The sequence below is a fragment of the Methylophaga thalassica MP genome, from assembly GCF_000214595.1.
In the GTDB taxonomy this organism is placed as follows: domain Bacteria; phylum Pseudomonadota; class Gammaproteobacteria; order Nitrosococcales; family Methylophagaceae; genus Methylophaga; species Methylophaga thalassica.
On the sequence record NZ_AFIG01000003.1, the window covers coordinates 186,798 to 204,183 of the forward strand.

General features: G+C 42.3%; 15 protein-coding genes. 5 read left to right on the forward strand and 10 right to left on the reverse strand.

All coding sequences use genetic code 11. The features are described 5' to 3' along the window. Positions 1–88 precede the first annotated feature (88 nt). Both pstS and MAMP_RS12505 read left to right on the forward strand, forming a co-directional pair. Positions 89–1,135, forward strand: a complete 1,047-nt coding sequence (gene pstS / locus MAMP_RS12500) for a phosphate ABC transporter substrate-binding protein PstS (protein WP_007146428.1) — start codon at positions 89–91, stop codon at positions 1,133–1,135. A 227-nt stretch (positions 1,136–1,362) separates the two neighbouring features. Further along, the gene (locus MAMP_RS12505) at positions 1,363–1,827 is read left to right on the forward strand and encodes a pyridoxamine 5'-phosphate oxidase family protein (protein WP_007146429.1); all 465 of its coding nucleotides are present in this window, start codon (positions 1,363–1,365) and stop codon (positions 1,825–1,827) included. Positions 1,828–1,928: 101 nt separating this feature from the next. Here the strand turns inward: MAMP_RS12505 and MAMP_RS12510 are convergent, their stop codons facing one another. Both MAMP_RS12510 and MAMP_RS12515 read right to left on the reverse strand, forming a co-directional pair. Next, positions 1,929–2,426, reverse strand: coding sequence for a hypothetical protein (locus MAMP_RS12510; protein ID WP_007146430.1), 498 nt, complete (start codon positions 2,424–2,426; stop codon positions 1,929–1,931). Then, positions 2,423–2,794, reverse strand: a complete 372-nt coding sequence (locus MAMP_RS12515) for a YidH family protein (protein ID WP_007146431.1) — start codon at positions 2,792–2,794, stop codon at positions 2,423–2,425. Before MAMP_RS12515 ends, MAMP_RS12510 begins: the two co-directional genes overlap by 4 nt. Before the next feature lie 261 nt (positions 2,795–3,055). Between MAMP_RS12515 and MAMP_RS12520 the strand changes: the two genes are divergently transcribed. Further along, the gene (locus MAMP_RS12520) at positions 3,056–3,310 is read left to right on the forward strand and encodes a hypothetical protein (protein ID WP_007146432.1); all 255 of its coding nucleotides are present in this window, start codon (positions 3,056–3,058) and stop codon (positions 3,308–3,310) included. Between the two features lie 251 nt (positions 3,311–3,561). Then, positions 3,562–4,215, forward strand: coding sequence for a class I SAM-dependent methyltransferase (locus MAMP_RS12525; protein ID WP_007146433.1), 654 nt, complete (start codon positions 3,562–3,564; stop codon positions 4,213–4,215). A gap of 10 nt (positions 4,216–4,225) precedes the next feature. On the opposite strand, the gene MAMP_RS12530 is transcribed toward MAMP_RS12525, so the two are convergent. The 6 genes from MAMP_RS12530 to MAMP_RS12555 form a co-directional block, all read right to left on the reverse strand. Continuing rightward, positions 4,226–4,690 (reverse strand): hypothetical protein, encoded by a 465-nt coding sequence (locus MAMP_RS12530; protein WP_007146434.1) that lies wholly within the window; start codon positions 4,688–4,690, stop codon positions 4,226–4,228. Positions 4,691–4,991: 301 nt separating this feature from the next. After that, positions 4,992–5,999 (reverse strand): MDR family oxidoreductase, encoded by a 1,008-nt coding sequence (locus tag MAMP_RS12535; RefSeq protein WP_007146435.1) that lies wholly within the window; start codon positions 5,997–5,999, stop codon positions 4,992–4,994. A 358-nt stretch (positions 6,000–6,357) separates the two neighbouring features. Further along, entirely contained in the window at positions 6,358–10,917 is a 4,560-nt protein-coding gene (gene avs2 / locus MAMP_RS12540; protein WP_007146436.1) for an AVAST type 2 anti-phage system protein Avs2, read from the reverse strand. 121 nt (positions 10,918–11,038) lie between these two features. Then, positions 11,039–11,530, reverse strand: a complete 492-nt coding sequence (locus MAMP_RS12545) for a hypothetical protein (protein ID WP_007146437.1) — start codon at positions 11,528–11,530, stop codon at positions 11,039–11,041. Positions 11,531–11,800: 270 nt separating this feature from the next. After that, positions 11,801–14,260: an ABC transporter permease gene (locus tag MAMP_RS12550; RefSeq protein WP_007146438.1), complete on the reverse strand. Its 2,460-nt coding sequence runs from the start codon at positions 14,258–14,260 to the stop codon at positions 11,801–11,803. Beyond that, positions 14,260–14,940, reverse strand: coding sequence for an ABC transporter ATP-binding protein (locus tag MAMP_RS12555; RefSeq protein WP_007146439.1), 681 nt, complete (start codon positions 14,938–14,940; stop codon positions 14,260–14,262). The genes MAMP_RS12550 and MAMP_RS12555 overlap by 1 nt, the downstream gene beginning before the upstream one ends. A gap of 23 nt (positions 14,941–14,963) precedes the next feature. Here MAMP_RS12555 and MAMP_RS12560 point away from each other — a divergent pair, with 23 nt between their 5' ends. Further along, positions 14,964–15,587: an arylesterase gene (locus MAMP_RS12560; protein ID WP_007146440.1), complete on the forward strand. Its 624-nt coding sequence runs from the start codon at positions 14,964–14,966 to the stop codon at positions 15,585–15,587. A gap of 430 nt (positions 15,588–16,017) precedes the next feature. On the opposite strand, the gene MAMP_RS12565 is transcribed toward MAMP_RS12560, so the two are convergent. Continuing rightward, positions 16,018–16,203 carry a hypothetical protein gene (locus MAMP_RS12565; protein WP_007146442.1) on the reverse strand — a complete coding sequence of 62 codons (186 nt, stop codon included), beginning with the start codon at positions 16,201–16,203 and terminating at the stop codon, positions 16,018–16,020. Positions 16,204–16,470: 267 nt separating this feature from the next. Further along, a complete protein-coding gene (locus tag MAMP_RS12570; RefSeq protein ID WP_007146443.1) occupies positions 16,471–17,385 on the reverse strand; it encodes an urease accessory protein UreD in 915 nt (304 codons plus the stop codon). Between the last annotated feature and the right edge of the window lies 1 nt (position 17,386).

Here is a 17,386-nt window from a genome sequence, read left to right on the forward strand (position 1 = left end):
ATATATATGTAACATGACATATATATATTCCTTCTACTCAATTCTCAGCAACGCTATTGAAATGCTCACCACAAATAAAGGAATAGTCATGAAATCGTTTATTAGAAATAGTATTTATATCGGTATTGTCTTCACTTCACTCGGTTTGACAGCGTGTGGTTCCGAATCCTCTTCGTCGGTCACGACGAATGCTGATAATGCTGCCAAGAGTATTGTTATCTCGGGCTCCACCTTTGCTCGCCCATTTTTTGAGAATGTATTAGAGAAATACAAAATACGAGATCAAAGCACCCAATATGCTTATCATTCGATCGGTAGTGGAGCAGGCATTGAACAGTTCATAACTGGCGAAGCCGATATCGGAACAACAGATGCCCCTATCAACACAGCAGAATCCAGTCGCCTGAAAGAGGGGTATGAAGAGATTATTATCACCTCTGGCATGATTAGCATTGCATACAATATTGATGGAGTTAATACACCTTTAAACCTACCAAGAGATGTATATACAGATATTTTCCTTGGGAAAATAACCCAGTGGAATGACCCTCGAATACAATCTGCTAATGCTGATATCAGTTTGCCGAAAAGTCATATTCAACTCATTACGCGTTCCGATAGCAGCGGTACAACCTATGCTTTTGCTCAACACCTTTCAGCAATCAGCCCAGAATGGAAAAACACGTTCGGTGCCCATAAAGTCATAGACTGGCCGGGAAAGGCGATGAAAACTAAGGGGAATGAAGGCGTGTCTCAACGATTATCTATTACAAAAAACAGTATTGGTTATGTTGAGTTTGGCTTTGCAAAACAACTTGGATTAAAAATGGCACGACTAGAGAATAAACATGGAAAGTTTCTTTTGCCTGACATTAAATCAGGTCAAGTCAGTTTTAATGATGAGCAGTACCCTGAATCTGAGGAACGTGCTTCATCAATTAGTGATCCTGATGGCTATCCAATCGTGACATATATATGGGCTTTGATACGTAAAGACTACAGCGATCCTAGAAAAACAGAAAAAGTTCGAGACTTAATAAAATGGACGCTTAATGACGGTCAAAAACTTGCTGAGGATTTGTATTACCTCCCATTATCTGAACAGATTATTCGATCAGAACAATCAAAATTATGACCATGCATAAAATTATATTTCTATAAATGTATGTCTTATTTAAGAGTGAAAGGATTATCAGGAATCATCGCCGTCGTCAGTTGTCGCACTGATCAATGCGTTGATTCATCTAAAGATAAGCTGTGTGCAAAATCTAATGACATGAATAAAAAGCATTTCACACTATACAAACATGTGCATTGCTATCTTTAGTTGAATTTGAATTTACCACTGTCAAGGAGATATAGATGAGTAACGATATTCGAAAAACCATGTGGAAAGCGATGAGTGACAGTCCTTTTCTGATGATCGGGCTGGATCACTCGCTGCAACACAGTGAACCCATGACAGCACAATTAGATGAAAATGCCGATAGTGAGTTCTGGTTTTACACGACTAAAACTAATCGAATAGCAGAAGGCGGACCAGCGAAAGCGACTTTTGTGAGTAAAGATAACAAAGTGTTTGCATCCATCCGTGGCGTATTAAAACCTGAAACGGATGAAGCGGTGATTGATAAATACTGGTCAAAAATGGCCGCATCCTGGTATGACCAAGGACGTGAGGATCCATCTCTACTTATGATGCGTTTTGAATTAGATGATGCGGAAGTTTGGATTTCAGATCCAAGCATTAAAGGCCTATTTAAACTATTCACCGATGGCAAAGTGGAGCCAGACATGATGGGGGAACATAAAAAAATCGGTCTCTAATCTCACGACTTTTCTGCCATATAAAAAAAGCCCTGCTCGCTCTGAGCAGGGCTTTTTTAATGCCACTACGCTGGGTCCACACTCGCACTGGTCAAATAAAACTAATCGTAATAGATAAAGGGCTCTGTTTCATGCTCAGGCAAGTTATGAATATAATGCTTATCTGAATAAGCAGTGCACTTGAGGTCAGCCAGAAGACGCTGGTCTTTCACCACATAAATACCGCCTAACTCCACCTTCTCTCTGATACCCGCCTCAGCATCTAACCATTCGCCATTGGTAATGCCGGAATAGACAATATAGTCATAACGTCCATTTGAGAATCGTAAACGTCCTTCGCCACCACCACTATAGGCTGTTGAACTAAATTGCACTGGTGCGTGAAGTTCCAGCTCAATCTGATTTGGTTTGCCATAACGATAAACTAATGTGTCCTGTTTAGTGACACACACTGAAACCTGTTTAGACTTAATATCGCAGCTAAAAGAAACCGTCTCCTGTTCACCACAGTCATTCTCAGCACTGAGGTCGCCACATAAAAAAAGCAGTGACAGGAGACCGAGGATTGTGCCCGGCCAATAAAAAGCAGCTTGTTTCATGAGCCGGCCACGTTAAATAAGGAAACGGCTAAAGCCAAGCTGAGTATTGCCACGATAAGATTGGCTAAAATCCCCCAACGTGCTTTATAACCTTCCGGAATTTCTGATTCGCTTAATTGTTTCAGCACGATCCCGTATTGATAGGAGGAAACAAGCGCACATACAGCCCCGAGAAGAATAAATGCCAGCCCCAGAATGAACGTTGATGAAGTGGTATGTGGTGTTTGCTGTCCCTGCATGACAGCCAGTAGCAGCCCTGCTCTCTCGACAACAAAGCCAAAGGCAATCATGGCAAGACTGGTGCGGTTCCAGGCTAATAATGTGCGTTCCGCAGCAAACAACACTCTTGGATCATCTAAATAAGACATATCAAATCGTTCTTCCACTCAAGATTTACACAGAGCATAAACCATATCGTCAAATGACGAAGATAACCACCAAGAAATTGAAAACATACCTCTACTTCACTTCAGTCTGATTGTGGACATTTTCTCTCACTGTATGCTTACATCATCAGGCATTGATAAAAATATCTGTTGTAAAAATAGGTAAAACAACAAGGCATCGACTTGACTCAAAGACGCTATCGCGTTTCACTGAACATCCAGCCAATTAAATAGGAGGTTGAAATGATTTCAACTGAAATTAAGGAAGCTCGGTCAATTCAAGACGTTGTTCAATTAATCGATCATGGTGGAACGAACAGTGACTCGCCAGAAGAAGTCGCGGGCACGTATGCTTATCTGGCGGTAATAGATTCAGACCACGTCAACAAAGAACATGCTAAATCCCAATTAGATCAACTTATCGAAGCAGGCGCAAAATTTGATTATGACCTTGCTTTGGAATATGCAGAATCCCATCTCATCGAATCACAACATTAATACTTAAAAACAAGCCCTATGCACGTCTGTGAAAAGTGCCATAGGGCTTGTTTTTATCTATACGGTTTATATTTCTACTCAGTGATTGATGTATCACAATACTCCTGACAAAAAACAAACATCATGACTAGATCACTGAATTAAAATAAGAAACTTGCAGTTATCCACAATTACTATATTCTGGCTAACTCTCGTTTTGTCATTTATCCCATATAACTGGCTCAGCTCCCATTGCTTTATCAGGATAAATGATGACCAAGCCCATTCGTGTTCGTTACCAGACAATTGAAGTCGGTGACATGGATATTCACCTTTGTACTCTTCGTGACAAACAGCAATTTAGTGACCCTGAGGGTGAAGCCGATAATATGGGTATCTCTTCAGCTACCTGGCCCCTGTTCGGTGTTGTCTGGCCTTCCAGCATTGTGCTTGCCAATCATATGCTGGATTACGATATTAGGAATAAACGTATCCTTGAAATTGGTTGTGGTATGGCCTTATCCAGCTTATTACTCAATGAACGCATGGCCGATATCACCGCGACTGACTACCACCCTGAAGTTAATCATTTTCTTGATCGAAACACCGATCTCAACAGTGGGAAGAATATTGCTTTTGAACAAGTGGACTGGGCAAATGATGAAAGTGATTTGGGCAAGTTTGATTTAATTATCGGTAGCGATCTGCTTTATGAAGATGAGCATGTCCTGTTGCTGGCCAACTTCATCAATAACCATGCGAATCATCACTGTGACATTATTCTGGTCGATCCGGACAGGGGCCGAAAAAACAAACTGGATCGGGAAATGATCGCATTTGGCTTTACCAGTAGTTATATAAAGCCTGAACACACTGACTATTTAGAAGAAAGCTATAAGGGCTCTATCCTAAGATTCTCTCGCTAAAACTATCTTTTTATTGCGGCGTAATCCCCGCTACTTTCAACTTCCCACGCCGCACTTTGCTCATCGCGATCGTCGACGAAATCAGTAATGGTGTCACTACCAATAGAGTCGGCACAATCGCAATGCGTGTAAAGGCAATCATCATGATGGAACGTAATTGCGGATCTTTTTGAAACGATATCATCAGAGTACTGAGCAGCTCTATCGAAATCGAGATGCAGTAAGCAATTAATACGATACGACAGCGTTTCCAGACAATATGCCAGTGTGCATTGATTAACGGGGTTTGATGAACGTGTTTCGACCGATACCATATATACAGAATCACTGATAAAGAGCAAACGATGGCAATGGGTAACAATATTGTTTCCAATCCCATCAATAAAGAACCGATCGGCAACAACAGATTAAAGACCAGCAGATTAAATACCAATAATTGATGAGGGATCACAGCCCTGGCTTGCTCGTTAAGCATATCTACACCTCCATTGTATTAAGCACAAAACACAGACTTATAGCAGATGACTAATAGCGTTAAGTGTAGCGCTATCAAATTAAAATTTGTTGACGATGATAGCTCTAAATGCATTTAAGCATTTATGGCTAAAAACGAAGCGTCACAGCTTGATAATCAACACTGGAACTGAATAAGAAAATGACATCATTACCTAGTGAGCTTTTGTTCATTCTGGTCACTGAACACTAAGACCAACGGCGGCGAATCCGTGCAGCCTGTTGGTCTCTGGTATAAGCGTTTATTGAAAGCATCATCGCATTCACAAGCTCATATCCACCACGATTCTGCCACGAATTTTTCCGGCAAGAATCTGCTGAGCGGCATCGGGGACCGCATCAAGCGGAATCACTTGAATCAGTTGTTCCAAGGTCTTCAGATCGATGTCTTCTGACATGCGACTCCACGCTCTTTTCCGCAACCAAGACGGACACATTACGGAATCAATGCCTAACAGGTTCACACCACGCAGTATGAATGGCAGCACGGTACTCGGCAGACTGGCTCCACCGGCTAAACCACAGGCGGCAACGCTGCCCCGGTACTGAGTTTGACGAAGAATACTAGCGAGGGTTTCACCACCCACTGAATCAATCGCACCAGCCCAACGTTCGGAGTCCAGAGGTCTGCCACTTGGCGACGATAATTCCTCTCTATGAATGATCTCAGATGCGCCAAGACTCTTTAGATACTCTCCCTGTTCTTCGATTCTGCCAGTCGATGCGACGACGTTATACTGACGTTTGGCTAGTAACGAAATGGCGATGGACCCCACCCCACCAGAGGCACCTGTCACTAATACAGGTCCAGAGTCGGGAAGCACCTTATGATCTTCAAGCGACAATGTCGCTAGCATGGCCGTAAAACCAGCGGTACCTAAAGCCATGCAATGCATGGCGCTGAGTCCTTCAGGTATTAACTCCGCCCATTCAGGTTTAACTTTGGCAAATCCGGCATAGCCACCGGAAACCTGCTCGCCCACACCCCATCCAGTGACAAAAACCTGGTCACCCGCTTTGAATTTTGTGCTCTCACCGGCGTCTTCAACCACACCAGCCAAGTCGATTCCTGGAACGATAGGAAACGACCTCAACACTTTGCCTTTACCTGTAACAGCAAGCCCATCTTTGTAATTCAAACTAGAATGGGTAACACGAATTAGAAGATCCCCACCTTGATTCGGTAAAGCATCCACATTTTCCAGTTCTATAAGGTTTGCTTGAGACTCCTTATCCTCTACTAGCAAGGCTGAAAATGTGTTTTTAGACATTAGCGACAACTCTCTTTCTCTTGTTTATTGTGTTAAGTGGCGTGTTTAATTAGCCAACTATATACAGGCAGGCTTCTGCTCCAGCAGCTATCAGTCCTGACAACAAAGGGTAATCAAGGAGTCAGGTACTGACGGCTCGCTTGATGAAGTTAAATCAAACAGTCTGACCCTATTGATTCTCTGACCCTATTGATTTTCATAGATAACGCTCGCAACACCGGACAATTTGGAGCGAAGTGGAAAATTGTTCCAAATGCTTGCGCTTGTTATACGTGACCTGAACCATCTTCGCTATGTCCAAGTTCGGCCATAAGCGGACAATTTCAATATCAACCATTCACCAACAAGAAGAGACTCTCTATGGCTCAGCTGATCCCTGCCTTTCAAACCAAACATCAGTATTAATCTGCTTGTTCTCAATACGGCATAGTGTGTTATAAACCAAACGGCCAAAGAAATCGCTGCTAGGCTTAAACAATTGCTTCTCTCCTCCTATAAGCCATAAAATTTCTAAATCATTTTCATCTAACCAATTTAAGAAAGCTTCTTTTTGTACTAAAGCAAAAGACGGGCCGCCTTCTACTATGCTGGGATCTTGAAAAACGATTTCACCTTTGGAATTGCACCAAGCACCGAAGTTTTCCATGGAACGCTTTAAGCCCATACCCTGAATTATTTCACCCGCAGGCATATATAATGAAAGAGAGCTATCTAGAGAGTAATCAGGGCTTCCATTTTCCCATTCATATTGAGAAACAGGAACAAGGTATTTACCCTTAATATCACGCTCCCACGGATCTTCAGTATTGTCGACCCAACCTGCCATGAAGCGACAAGAGGGATGCCATGGGTACTCGCCAATATAACCTTGATGTTGGGTAGAAGGCACATTGACAGTATGAGGATCAATAAGATTTTTGTTTCCTATAGATTCTCTAATTTTCTCAAAGTCACCTTTTTGAATGATAATTGAATTAATCCTAAACCAAGCATCTAGTCTAGGCATTCCTTTTTCCTCATCTTCATTTTGGATTTGCATCCAAAAACCTCTTAGAGCTAACCAATCTTTTGATTGGTAGGGGTCTAACATACTAACAATTTTAGAAGAGTCAGGAATGTCGCTTTCCGACCACATAAATTTGAGCTGAGCATCTACATCGGTAAAATTATCTAAAGGAAATTTGTAACTCTGCCACCACTTCGTTTGCTCATTGTAATAAGAGTCCCTCTCTGCATCACCTCTAATCCAAATCGTTGGGTCTATATTCCGTTTGTGCATTTGCCATGGGCCATAATACGTCTCGTCTTCAATGTCACTATATCCCCGATCTATCCAATGAACGTTATCGGAAAGACGAGCCAATAACTCATGAAGGGCAATCCATTGGTATTTTTTACCAATCCTCTCCATATAGCCCTCGCCTCGCCCAGCATCTCGACCATAAGAGCACCTTTCTTCAAATCCTTTAAATAGTTTTTCTTTCCAACCCAACTCATGGGCACGCACACATACCCACCGCTGAGCCCATTTTCTGCTAAAAGCAGCAGGGCGATCATTGCTTAAGCCTGAAAGCCAACGAAAATACTCCTTTTGATCTTCATCGAGGGTTTTCGTTAATTCATCCTTGAAAGCGCTTTCTTTTTTTTGCTCATCTTCTCTGTTTTGCTGAACTAATTTCATGAGGTCTTTATCTCTCATGATTTCAACTCGCTTTCGAGCAGCTTCTAGATCAGCAGGATCAAAAGGCTCTTTTTTAACAGGTTTGTTTTTTTCCAAATATTGATCTTTTAATTCACCCTCGAAAAATTTCTCTGCAAATTCTTTTTTATAATCATAGCCAGTCTTTGGAGCGGGCTCCGATAGAGGAGTTGGCGACCACTCGTGAATACAGCTCATTGTGTAATTCCCAAAATCTCCCGGAAAACCCATTAACGAGCTTTTGATGTGAGAAGAAAATTCATCACCATCAATTTGATCTATATCTTGTTTCGAAGGGTTATCTATTGGCCATTCACTTTTATAAGGTGGTCTGAATTGCTCAGGATCAATGCCTTCTGGAAGCACCTCTAAATGCAATGCGTACTCCAGAACCCCTCTTGCATAATCTCGCAATAGAACATGTGGTATTGGCTCGCCATCCTTAAAGACCAAAGCAAAGACGGTGCCTGCTATTTTAGAAATCAACGGATTGTCGTCTATATTACAAGCAACCCCATACGCAACGGCGTATAGTCTTTCGACCAAATATAAATCATTTATACTATGAAATTGCTTCAATAGATTTGGCAATAGCTTTGGATGGACTGAGAGTAATCGTACCAGCGATTTTGTTGCCTGATCTCTAACTTTTCTGTTGGAAGTTGTTAAAAACCAGAAAAGCGTAATTGCACACAATCTAGCTCGTTCTTTCTCAATGTCTTTTATGTCTCCAAAACATGACCACTCAATAAGTGTTCTAACAATCGTTTCAGCTTCCCCATCTTCTTCAAACTGATCCCCTAAAGCTATCTGAATTGACCAAAAATGATCTCGTTCAGCCATAGATTTATCTACAAGGTTTTTGTGCAGTAGATCTGCGTTCCAAGGATGATTGGGCTCGGTTGATAATTTAAGCAATGTATCAATAGCTGGAGAACTAAACTCATGCCCTCGTAACATATTGAGAATTTCTAATGTTCGGTCTGTAAATGAGTCTGGAGACCTCCACAAAATTGTTTGAGTAAAAATGCGTTCTAACACCCAGCCATCTCTAAAACCGTCAAAATCTTCCGGAAGCATGTCAGCAAGCTCTAAACGGTATTGCTCCGCAAGGACAATAGATAACGCCTCAAAGATTCCTTCATATCTATGAATACCTCTCTCGGTTAGGAGTTTGCCCATAGGCTCATCCTCAGAAAAAATACCTTTTATAGTGTTTTCGTCATACTGACCTACGATTTGTTGGGCGATGAAATGATCGCTAAATCTTTCATAAGTGAAACGCACCACTGGATAACCTTCACCCTTATCATTGTAAGATATATCTTCTGACAAAATCCCTTCGTAAAGAAGCTCATCAAAAAGACTCTCTCCTTTACTTCCATTAGGATCATGTGGGTTGATAAGCTTTCTTGCATCCCCAGTAGGCAAACCACTAAAATTGTTCGGAAAGAGCGAAGAAGCAAAATCCTTGAGGGCAGTTTTTATAATCTGTTCGGATGGATTGTATCTTTTTCGTTTCGCAACGGTTTTTTCAACGCTTTCCAAGAAGAATTCAAAGAGCTGCGTTAAGCCATGCATTCCTTTTGGAAAGCTGGTCATTTCATTTTCTTTTAGAGCTTGGCAACAAGTTTTTAAAAATAAAGGATTGGTAAATTCAGGTGCCAAAATGGGTGCGCTAGGCTTTGATATGCCTTGCTTAGACATGTATTTCTCCGCAGCGCGATGCTCATAGCCTTGAAAGCCAAAATGCTGTATTCGAATAAGGCAATCTTCATCAGCGCTCTCTGGGATCATGTAGTCCAAATAGCTGGTCCTGCAACTTAACAGCACCGAGATATTCGGGTATTTCGATATCTCGGTTAGAAAAGCTCGGATATGATTTTGCCAGTCATCTCGGTGCAAGCCTTCATTAATTGCATCAACAATTATTAGAGTTCTTCCCTTATGTGCCTCCCCGGCAGCATCCAAAGCCCCTAATACCTGTGCGTTAGTGCATTTGGATAAGTCTAATGAACTCCTCAGAGTATCTAGCGGATTGCCTCCTTCATAATGCTGCCCCAACAAAAATACTGTGGGATGGTTTTCATCAATTCGGCGAAGGCTCAAATCACACAACAAGTGCGACTTTCCGATGCCAGCCTCGCCATGTAAGAGTGCTGCTCTGATTACCGCAACCTTGATTAGTTTTGAGTCCAAAAAGCGTGCAAATTCTCTGTATGAATAGAAGAGGCTTTGAATTACAGAGAATTCACCACTGAACTGCCTTCTGATCTCAGTAATATCTCCATTCTCGTCTTGTACAATTTCACCTTCGTGCTTTAAAAGCTCTTCGCACAAAGCTTTCATCTGACCTAGGTTTTGAAGAAAGTTCCTGTTCTTCAAACTATCATTAATCAGATTAATAATTTTCAAGCTAATGCTCTCTAAGCTATCAACCCACTCTTTCTCTAAAAACCACTCTTGTAAGGCTGCGGCTTCTTTATTTCCAAATTTATTAGAAAATTGCCCATGTTGATCTTTGAGCTTACCATTTTTTTCTTTAAGCTTTTTCCACCACTTAGCACTCGTCCCAAGGGCATCAAAGTTCTCCGCAACAGGTAAATCGATATGAGATTCTGGTGTATACCTATCGCCAAGGCTATCTTTTGATTTAAGCGTAATTGATTTGAATACATCTAAACCTAAAACTGGCTCATTCAGCCAATAAAGCGCTCGTCCCGCATACAATGGGTCGTCTATAGTCAAAAATTGAGTAAGTTCATGCTTGCCCCAAAATTCAAACTCAATAGTCCGCCCTTTTTCTGCCGCAAGAACTTCCCAAGATTTTACTTTGTCATTCCACTCATCAAGAACGGATACTACCTGATCGCCACCTCGCCCCATTTTACGGCTATCCGTTCTATCAAGAGGCAGGCATACTATGTATTTCTTTAAATTAGGGTGCTTTTTGAGGGCGGTTTTAAAGGATTCGTCAATTTGGCTCCATCGTGATGAACTTATTTCTCCGATGAAAAATTTAGCTTGCCAGCCAATCTCACTTCCATCATTGAGCACCCAGTAACATTCAACACCAGCATCTCCACCAGCACCCTCTTTCCTTACAAAAGCTTTAGCTTCATTTGGTTTTTGGAGATGTGCCAGTTGACATATCAGCTCTTCAAAACCATTATTTTGGCTACCATCATAAGATCGAATGTTTAAAAAATTGATATCCATTATCTTTTGAAATTCTTACCTTTATGAATGTCCGCTTTGGGTCGAAATCGGACTTACTACGCCCACCGTATAACGCCAACCATCAGGCGCGCGAGGTACGAGCGTCGCCTGCATGGAATTGTTAGCTCATTAGTCCGATGAATTTAGCGACTGTCTGACCGAAAGACAGCCCCTGCTTCGCAAAATCATTTAGTTGAGAAAGCACGGATTTTGCTTTCTCAGGATCTTTTTGCAGTTTTTCTAGCGCTTCAATGAATTCTTGAGGGGTAATATTTACATTCATAGTGTTCTGATCACCGACCTGCACGTTCTGAGCATTTAGTGACCCGATGTTCAAACTACTGCCTGGATTGGTAGGAGCCATTTCATTTTCCCATTTGTCAAAATCTACGCCTTTGGTAATGCGAGGCATACCGTTAGGAAGCTGTTCGAAGCGTGCATAATCGGATTTCTCAAGTGTATCTGCTACCTCTTGCACTTCTTCGAGGTGATCACTCAGAGACGCCCCCGTGGCTACGTCAAAAGCCACTTGAAAGTCGGGCCATAAAAGTGCCTTATTTGAAGGGAGTTCACGAAGCTTTTTGAAGAGTACTTTTTCAATCTTTTCCTTCACAGGAATCCTCCATTTTATGAGAGCTAACAGTATGTTTTATGAGGCCACCGACCTCATAATAAATATTAAAGAGGTCGCCTTATAGTTCCTTTTCAAGGACTTTAACATATTGATTATTAATGGAAGTAATTTCTTATCCATGGAATTATGAGGCCAAAGTCTTGAACTGCTGACGAAAAATAGTGCCAGTCATTTAGTATATTCAGATACTGGTTTATATATGAACTCGTTAGTTTCGCTATCACAAATCTAACTTTGCTTAGGTCTTAATTACACTTCCCGTAATAAATGCATCGGTGGCACGCTGGATACTTTTCTGCTGGCAAATAAACCGATTGCGGAAATAACGACTACACCAATTAGTGGTCCTAAACTCCACAACAAAGGATGCCAACTTGCTTCTGCTTTAAAGACAAATACCTGTAAACCATACAGGCAGGCTTCGGCTCCAGCGGCAGCAATCAGTCCTGAGAATAATCCCAGTGCGCCGAACTCGACAAATAAGGCTTGTTGTACCAAAGATTTTTTAGCACCCAGCACGCGTAATAAAGCCCCCTCTTCCAGGCGCTCTTCTAATGTTGAGCGAACACTTGCCAGTAATACCAATGCACCGGCGCTTAATATGCACAGTAACACCAGCTGAATCGCCTGTGATAACTGCCCGATTACCGTTTGCACTTGTTTTAGTAAATCCCCCACATTCAACATCGAGACCGTGGGAAATTGAGACATAGCCTTATAAAACGGTTGTGCATTTTGCTGGCTGATAAACACACTGCTGACAAAGTTAGCTGGATAATCTGCTAAAGCCTGTTTTGGCAAAATCAAATAGAAATTTGGCTGCATTGAACCCCAGTCGACCTCTCGCACAGAGGTGATGGGTAAGGTAACGTCATTACCACCAATATTGATGGTGAGCTTGTCGCCCATTTTCAAATTCGCTTCTTGCATCACCCGTTGCTCGATAGACAGGCCATTCGCATTAAAATCACCGTCAATCAACTTGCTACCCTTACCTATTTCTTCAGACCATGTCAGGTTTAATTCACGTTCAAACAATTCGGGTTCAGGTTTATCTTCAGGGTAAAGCGTTTGCACCGCAGTATCATTGATAGTGGTGACACGACCGCGAATCATGGGGTACCAGTCTGAACGTTTAATATTCAATGAGTCAGTGACCTTATCTATCTGCTCAATCTGATCGGCCTGAACATTAAACAAATAGTGATTAGGTGCATCTGCCGGCAACTGCTGTTGCCAGTCTGAAATCAGGTTCGATTTCACGCCGACTAATATCAGACCCAGCATAATAATCAGCGTAAACACCAATAACTGAAATAAGTTGGGCAACAATCGACGATATAAAGCAGCAAAGCCAATCTGCCAGCCACTAGTAGCGCCGGAGGTGAGTGAACGGCCGAAGCTAAATACGCCATACCCGAGTAGTGCGACCAAGACGCCAATGCCGACAATGGCTAACATCATAATGCTCGGTAGAATTACGCCGCCTGTATACAGGCACATCAAACCAAACATACCGACAAAACCAATGCCATAAATAATGACCGTGTTTTGTTCTACTTTAAAATCTGGCTGCAACACGGACATCGGTGACACCTTAATCAGACGCTGCATTAATGGAAAACAAAATGCCAGCATAGAAACGAGTCCTGTCGCCACACCCAACCATAAACGACTTAATGAAGGCTCGGGCAAGGCGGTCGACATCAGGCCCGCCAGCATCGATGAAATAATCAGTTGCCCTGCCCACCCAGCAGCCAGACCAATGCCAGCCCCCATTACAAACAGGGCAATAAACTGAATAAGGAACACCTGCACTAGCTTTTTCGGTGTCGCGCCTAATGTTTTTAACACGGCGACCTGCATCAAATGGCGCTTTACAAATCGAGATGAAGCTAAGGCCATAGCAATCCCAGACAGGATAACCGCGAGTGTTCCAGCTAATAATAAAAAGGATTGTGCTTTACCAATGGTGTCGCCAATACGCTCGTCTTTCTGCGTTGGCGTACGCCAGCGTTGACCATCATTCAGCTGTGGCGATACCCATGATTCATATTGATCTAATGCATTCTTATTACCTGCCAGTAACAGACTGTAACGCACCCGACTACCAGGAATAATAACTTGTGTTGCCGCCAGATCAGCCATATTAATCACCGCACGAGGTGATATAGCAAACGCCGAACTACTGGCATTTGGGTCTCTGACCAGAAAGTGACTAACGGTTAAGCTTGTCTCGCCCACCTCAACCTGGTCGCCAATCTTGACGCCTAATAAACTAGCAAGGCGTGAGGACAGCCAGATATTCCCCGGCTGTGGCGGCTGAGTATATTCATGCCCGGTACCGAACAAGGCATCGTCAACCAAATAAACACCTTTGAGAGGATAAAGTGCTGTCACCGCACTGACCTGACTTAGTTGTAAATTATCACCGGCAAATATCATGGTACGGAATGAGGTACGTTGAGCCTGTTTCAGCCCCAGCTCATCGGCTTTTGTTTGCCAGTTATCAGGTATCGCATCATCAGAGCTAATCAAGCGATCTGCCGCCATTAAGTTGGCTGACTCGCTTTCAAATGACAGTTGTAGGCGATCGATAAATAAACTAATCGCAGTAACGGTGCTGACAGAAATAATCAACGCAAAAATCAGCGTTAGAATGTCGCCACTACGGATATCACGCAGCAGTAATCGTAAGGCAAATTGCATTAGTTTTTTTCCACCAGCTGACCCGCAGACATCACGAGTTGACGATCACATTTTTCTGCCAGATGGTTGTCATGTGTCACCATCACCAGTGTCGTACCCTGCTCTTTATTCATCTCAAAAAGTTGTTCAATAATGATGCGACCATTACCTTCATCCAGGTTACCCGTGGGTTCATCAGCAAACAGAATTTTTGGACTGGATGCAAAGGCTCTGGCAATGGCAACACGTTGTTGCTCACCACCGGATAACTGGTTTGGATAATGCGTTAAACGATGTGACAGCCCTACTTTTTCCAATAAAGCTTCTGCCTTTTGACGAGCATCTTTATCGCCCTTCAATTCGGCCGGTAACATCACATTTTCAACTGCCTGCAAACTCGGTAACAAGTGAAAAGATTGAAAGATAAAGCCGACATATTGCCCGCGCAGTAAGGCTCGTTGCTCTTCACCCATGGCTGAGAAAGCATGGTCGTAAAGATAAATCTCGCCAGACGTATTCACATCTAAACCTGCCAGTAAGCCCAGCAAGGTCGACTTACCTGAACCAGATGCTCCCACAATGGCGACCGACTCACCTTCCTGAATATCTAAACTAATTCCTTTTAATATGGTCAAATTGCCTGTATTTGCCGATACCGTATGGGTTAAATTTGTTACTTTGATTGCAGTTGTAACTGCCATGTTTTCCACTCTTGAAGGTTTGTATGTTTCTAAAAAGACAATATTGGTTTGTGTTACTCATCAGTTTATTGATGAGCAACGCAGTATCAGCATCGACATTGCTAGTTATGGGAGACAGCCTGAGTGCTGCTCATAACCTACGACCAGAATTAGGTTGGGTTAGTTTACTGGAAAATCAACTATCAAAGTCCCATCCAGAAATCACTGTTGTGAATGCCAGCGTCAGTGGTGAAACCACGCAGGGCGGTTTAGCCCGCTTTAAACAACTGTTGTCAGAACATAAACCCAGCTGGGTGATCATAGAACTAGGTGCCAATGATGCCTTGCGAGGCTATCCACTTACTCAAACCAAAAACAATCTTGAAACCATGATTGAACAAGCACATCAGGCTGACGCCAAAGTGCTATTGCTGGGCAACCAGATTCCACAGAATTACGGCAAACGTTATACCGAAATGTTTTTTAATTTATACAAAGAGTTGGCCGAGGAATATCAGCTGGCGTATGTGCCCTTTATGCTTAAAGGTGTCGCACTCAATAAAGCGTTGATGCAAGCCGATGGCCTACATCCAAACAAAGAGGGACAACCGGTTGTGTTACAGAATATTAAGCCAGTGTTGTTGCCACTTTTGGAAGAATCTAAATAAAAACAGTGTTATCACCGACGGTTGTCATAAGTGATGGCAGAAAAAAGGCTACTCATAAATTGAGTAGCCTTTTTTGATTAATGACCGAAAACATTCTTGTCCGTTTGCTTGGCTTTTTTTGCTGCTTTCTTTTCTTTCGGTGTTAGCAACGGTGCCTTTTTCTTGTCCTTTTTAGTATCCTGACCTTTACTCATGATATTTCCCTTTGGGTGAATGCATTAACCTCAACGGCTTGTTGGCTGATTTGAGGGCATGTCTAGGTAGAAACATCAATGCCAATCAATGTTGGTACATAGACACCCAGTATGGGCTCAATTATCAATAAGCGATAGTTTATTTATTCGCTCGTCCTCTTTTGCCAGCCTAAAACATCACAACGACTAAATCATGTGAGCACATTTATGACTAAAGGCTAATCGCCATATCGGTGCTAGGATTCAAAAGGAATGTTATTGTCTTGCATAAACGGCAACAAACCAGCTGCTTTTTTTATCGCTAAAATACGTTTCAAGCAATGAAAGGGGCCACCATCATCATTGGTATCAATCTCTAACAGCTTAATTACAGACCATTGACCCTTTTCAATCTGGCCGTAGATTACATCTCCCTGTTTCATATAAGACGTCCTTTTGTCATTTGCATCACTCGACATAAAACATAAAAAGGGCTGATTTATGCCCTAAAGCTAGACAACAGATCACTTATGAATTCATCACAAAACGTCGAATTTGCTTTTCTATTTCATTAATAAGGACAAGAAATAGCTTCAGGGCGATACCAATAATCAAGAAACCGACCAGCAAGGAATCACGTCAGTTATAGAAATGCCCTGAAGCCATAAGTAGTACTAAATAGTTGCAAATAGAAATTTATCTTACTTCCACTACTTCCGTCTTAACCGGGGAGTGGTCCCAGTTAACTGCTCTCGCGAAATGGACCAACTCATATTCAATGCTTTCTGCAGAGCTATACCATCTTTCGCCAAAAAACGAATAATGATGCCGCTGTTATTAGGTAATTCTGATGCACCAGCATATATATCTTTAAAGTGTGATAAGCCTTCCCTTATGGCTCCAAGTACACAATTTAATGACGGTGACTGGTCAATGATAAAAAGCGAACCTTGTGCACGAAAAGAATCATGGATGGCACAGTTATGTTGGAGCACATCTTTTCCTTCCAGTCGAAATCGCTCCAGAACTAATAAATTCTTATGCTGGTCAACGATCTTTATATTGCCATCATATCCAGCAAAGGCATGTTCTCCCCGTTCGGTTACCAGTCTGTAACTCGGGTCATGCCACATAAAACTATCCGTAAATAGAATTTTCGCGCCTTCTTCCAGTTTAATCTGAATATTGGAGCAAAAAGCAGCACCGCTGAATAATACAGTGGGATCTGGAATATATTCGCAATAACTTCCCTTTCCCAGCACGATATCAACAGACTGACGCGCTTTAATGCCTCGTGTGTTATGCACAATCGTATTAGCTTGTGTCGTCAGATGTAGCTGTGCCCGCTCTTCCAGAGTCACGTCCATACTTAAGTCATCACCGCGGTAAATACCACCAGATGATGATTGCAGATAAAGTGTGACCATACCTTCTGGATCTCGCTCGTAATGATAAGGTCGCGTGATATGAAAGGGATGCTCTGCACGTTGATGAGAAATAAAGGTTTTACCTGAAGTATTCTTTGTAAACCTGAGTTCTGCACGTGCCTTACGCGACTGCATAGTATTAAGACCAATCGGCGTGACAGGAGGACTGTTTAAAGATGAAAAATCTGCGTTTCGCATA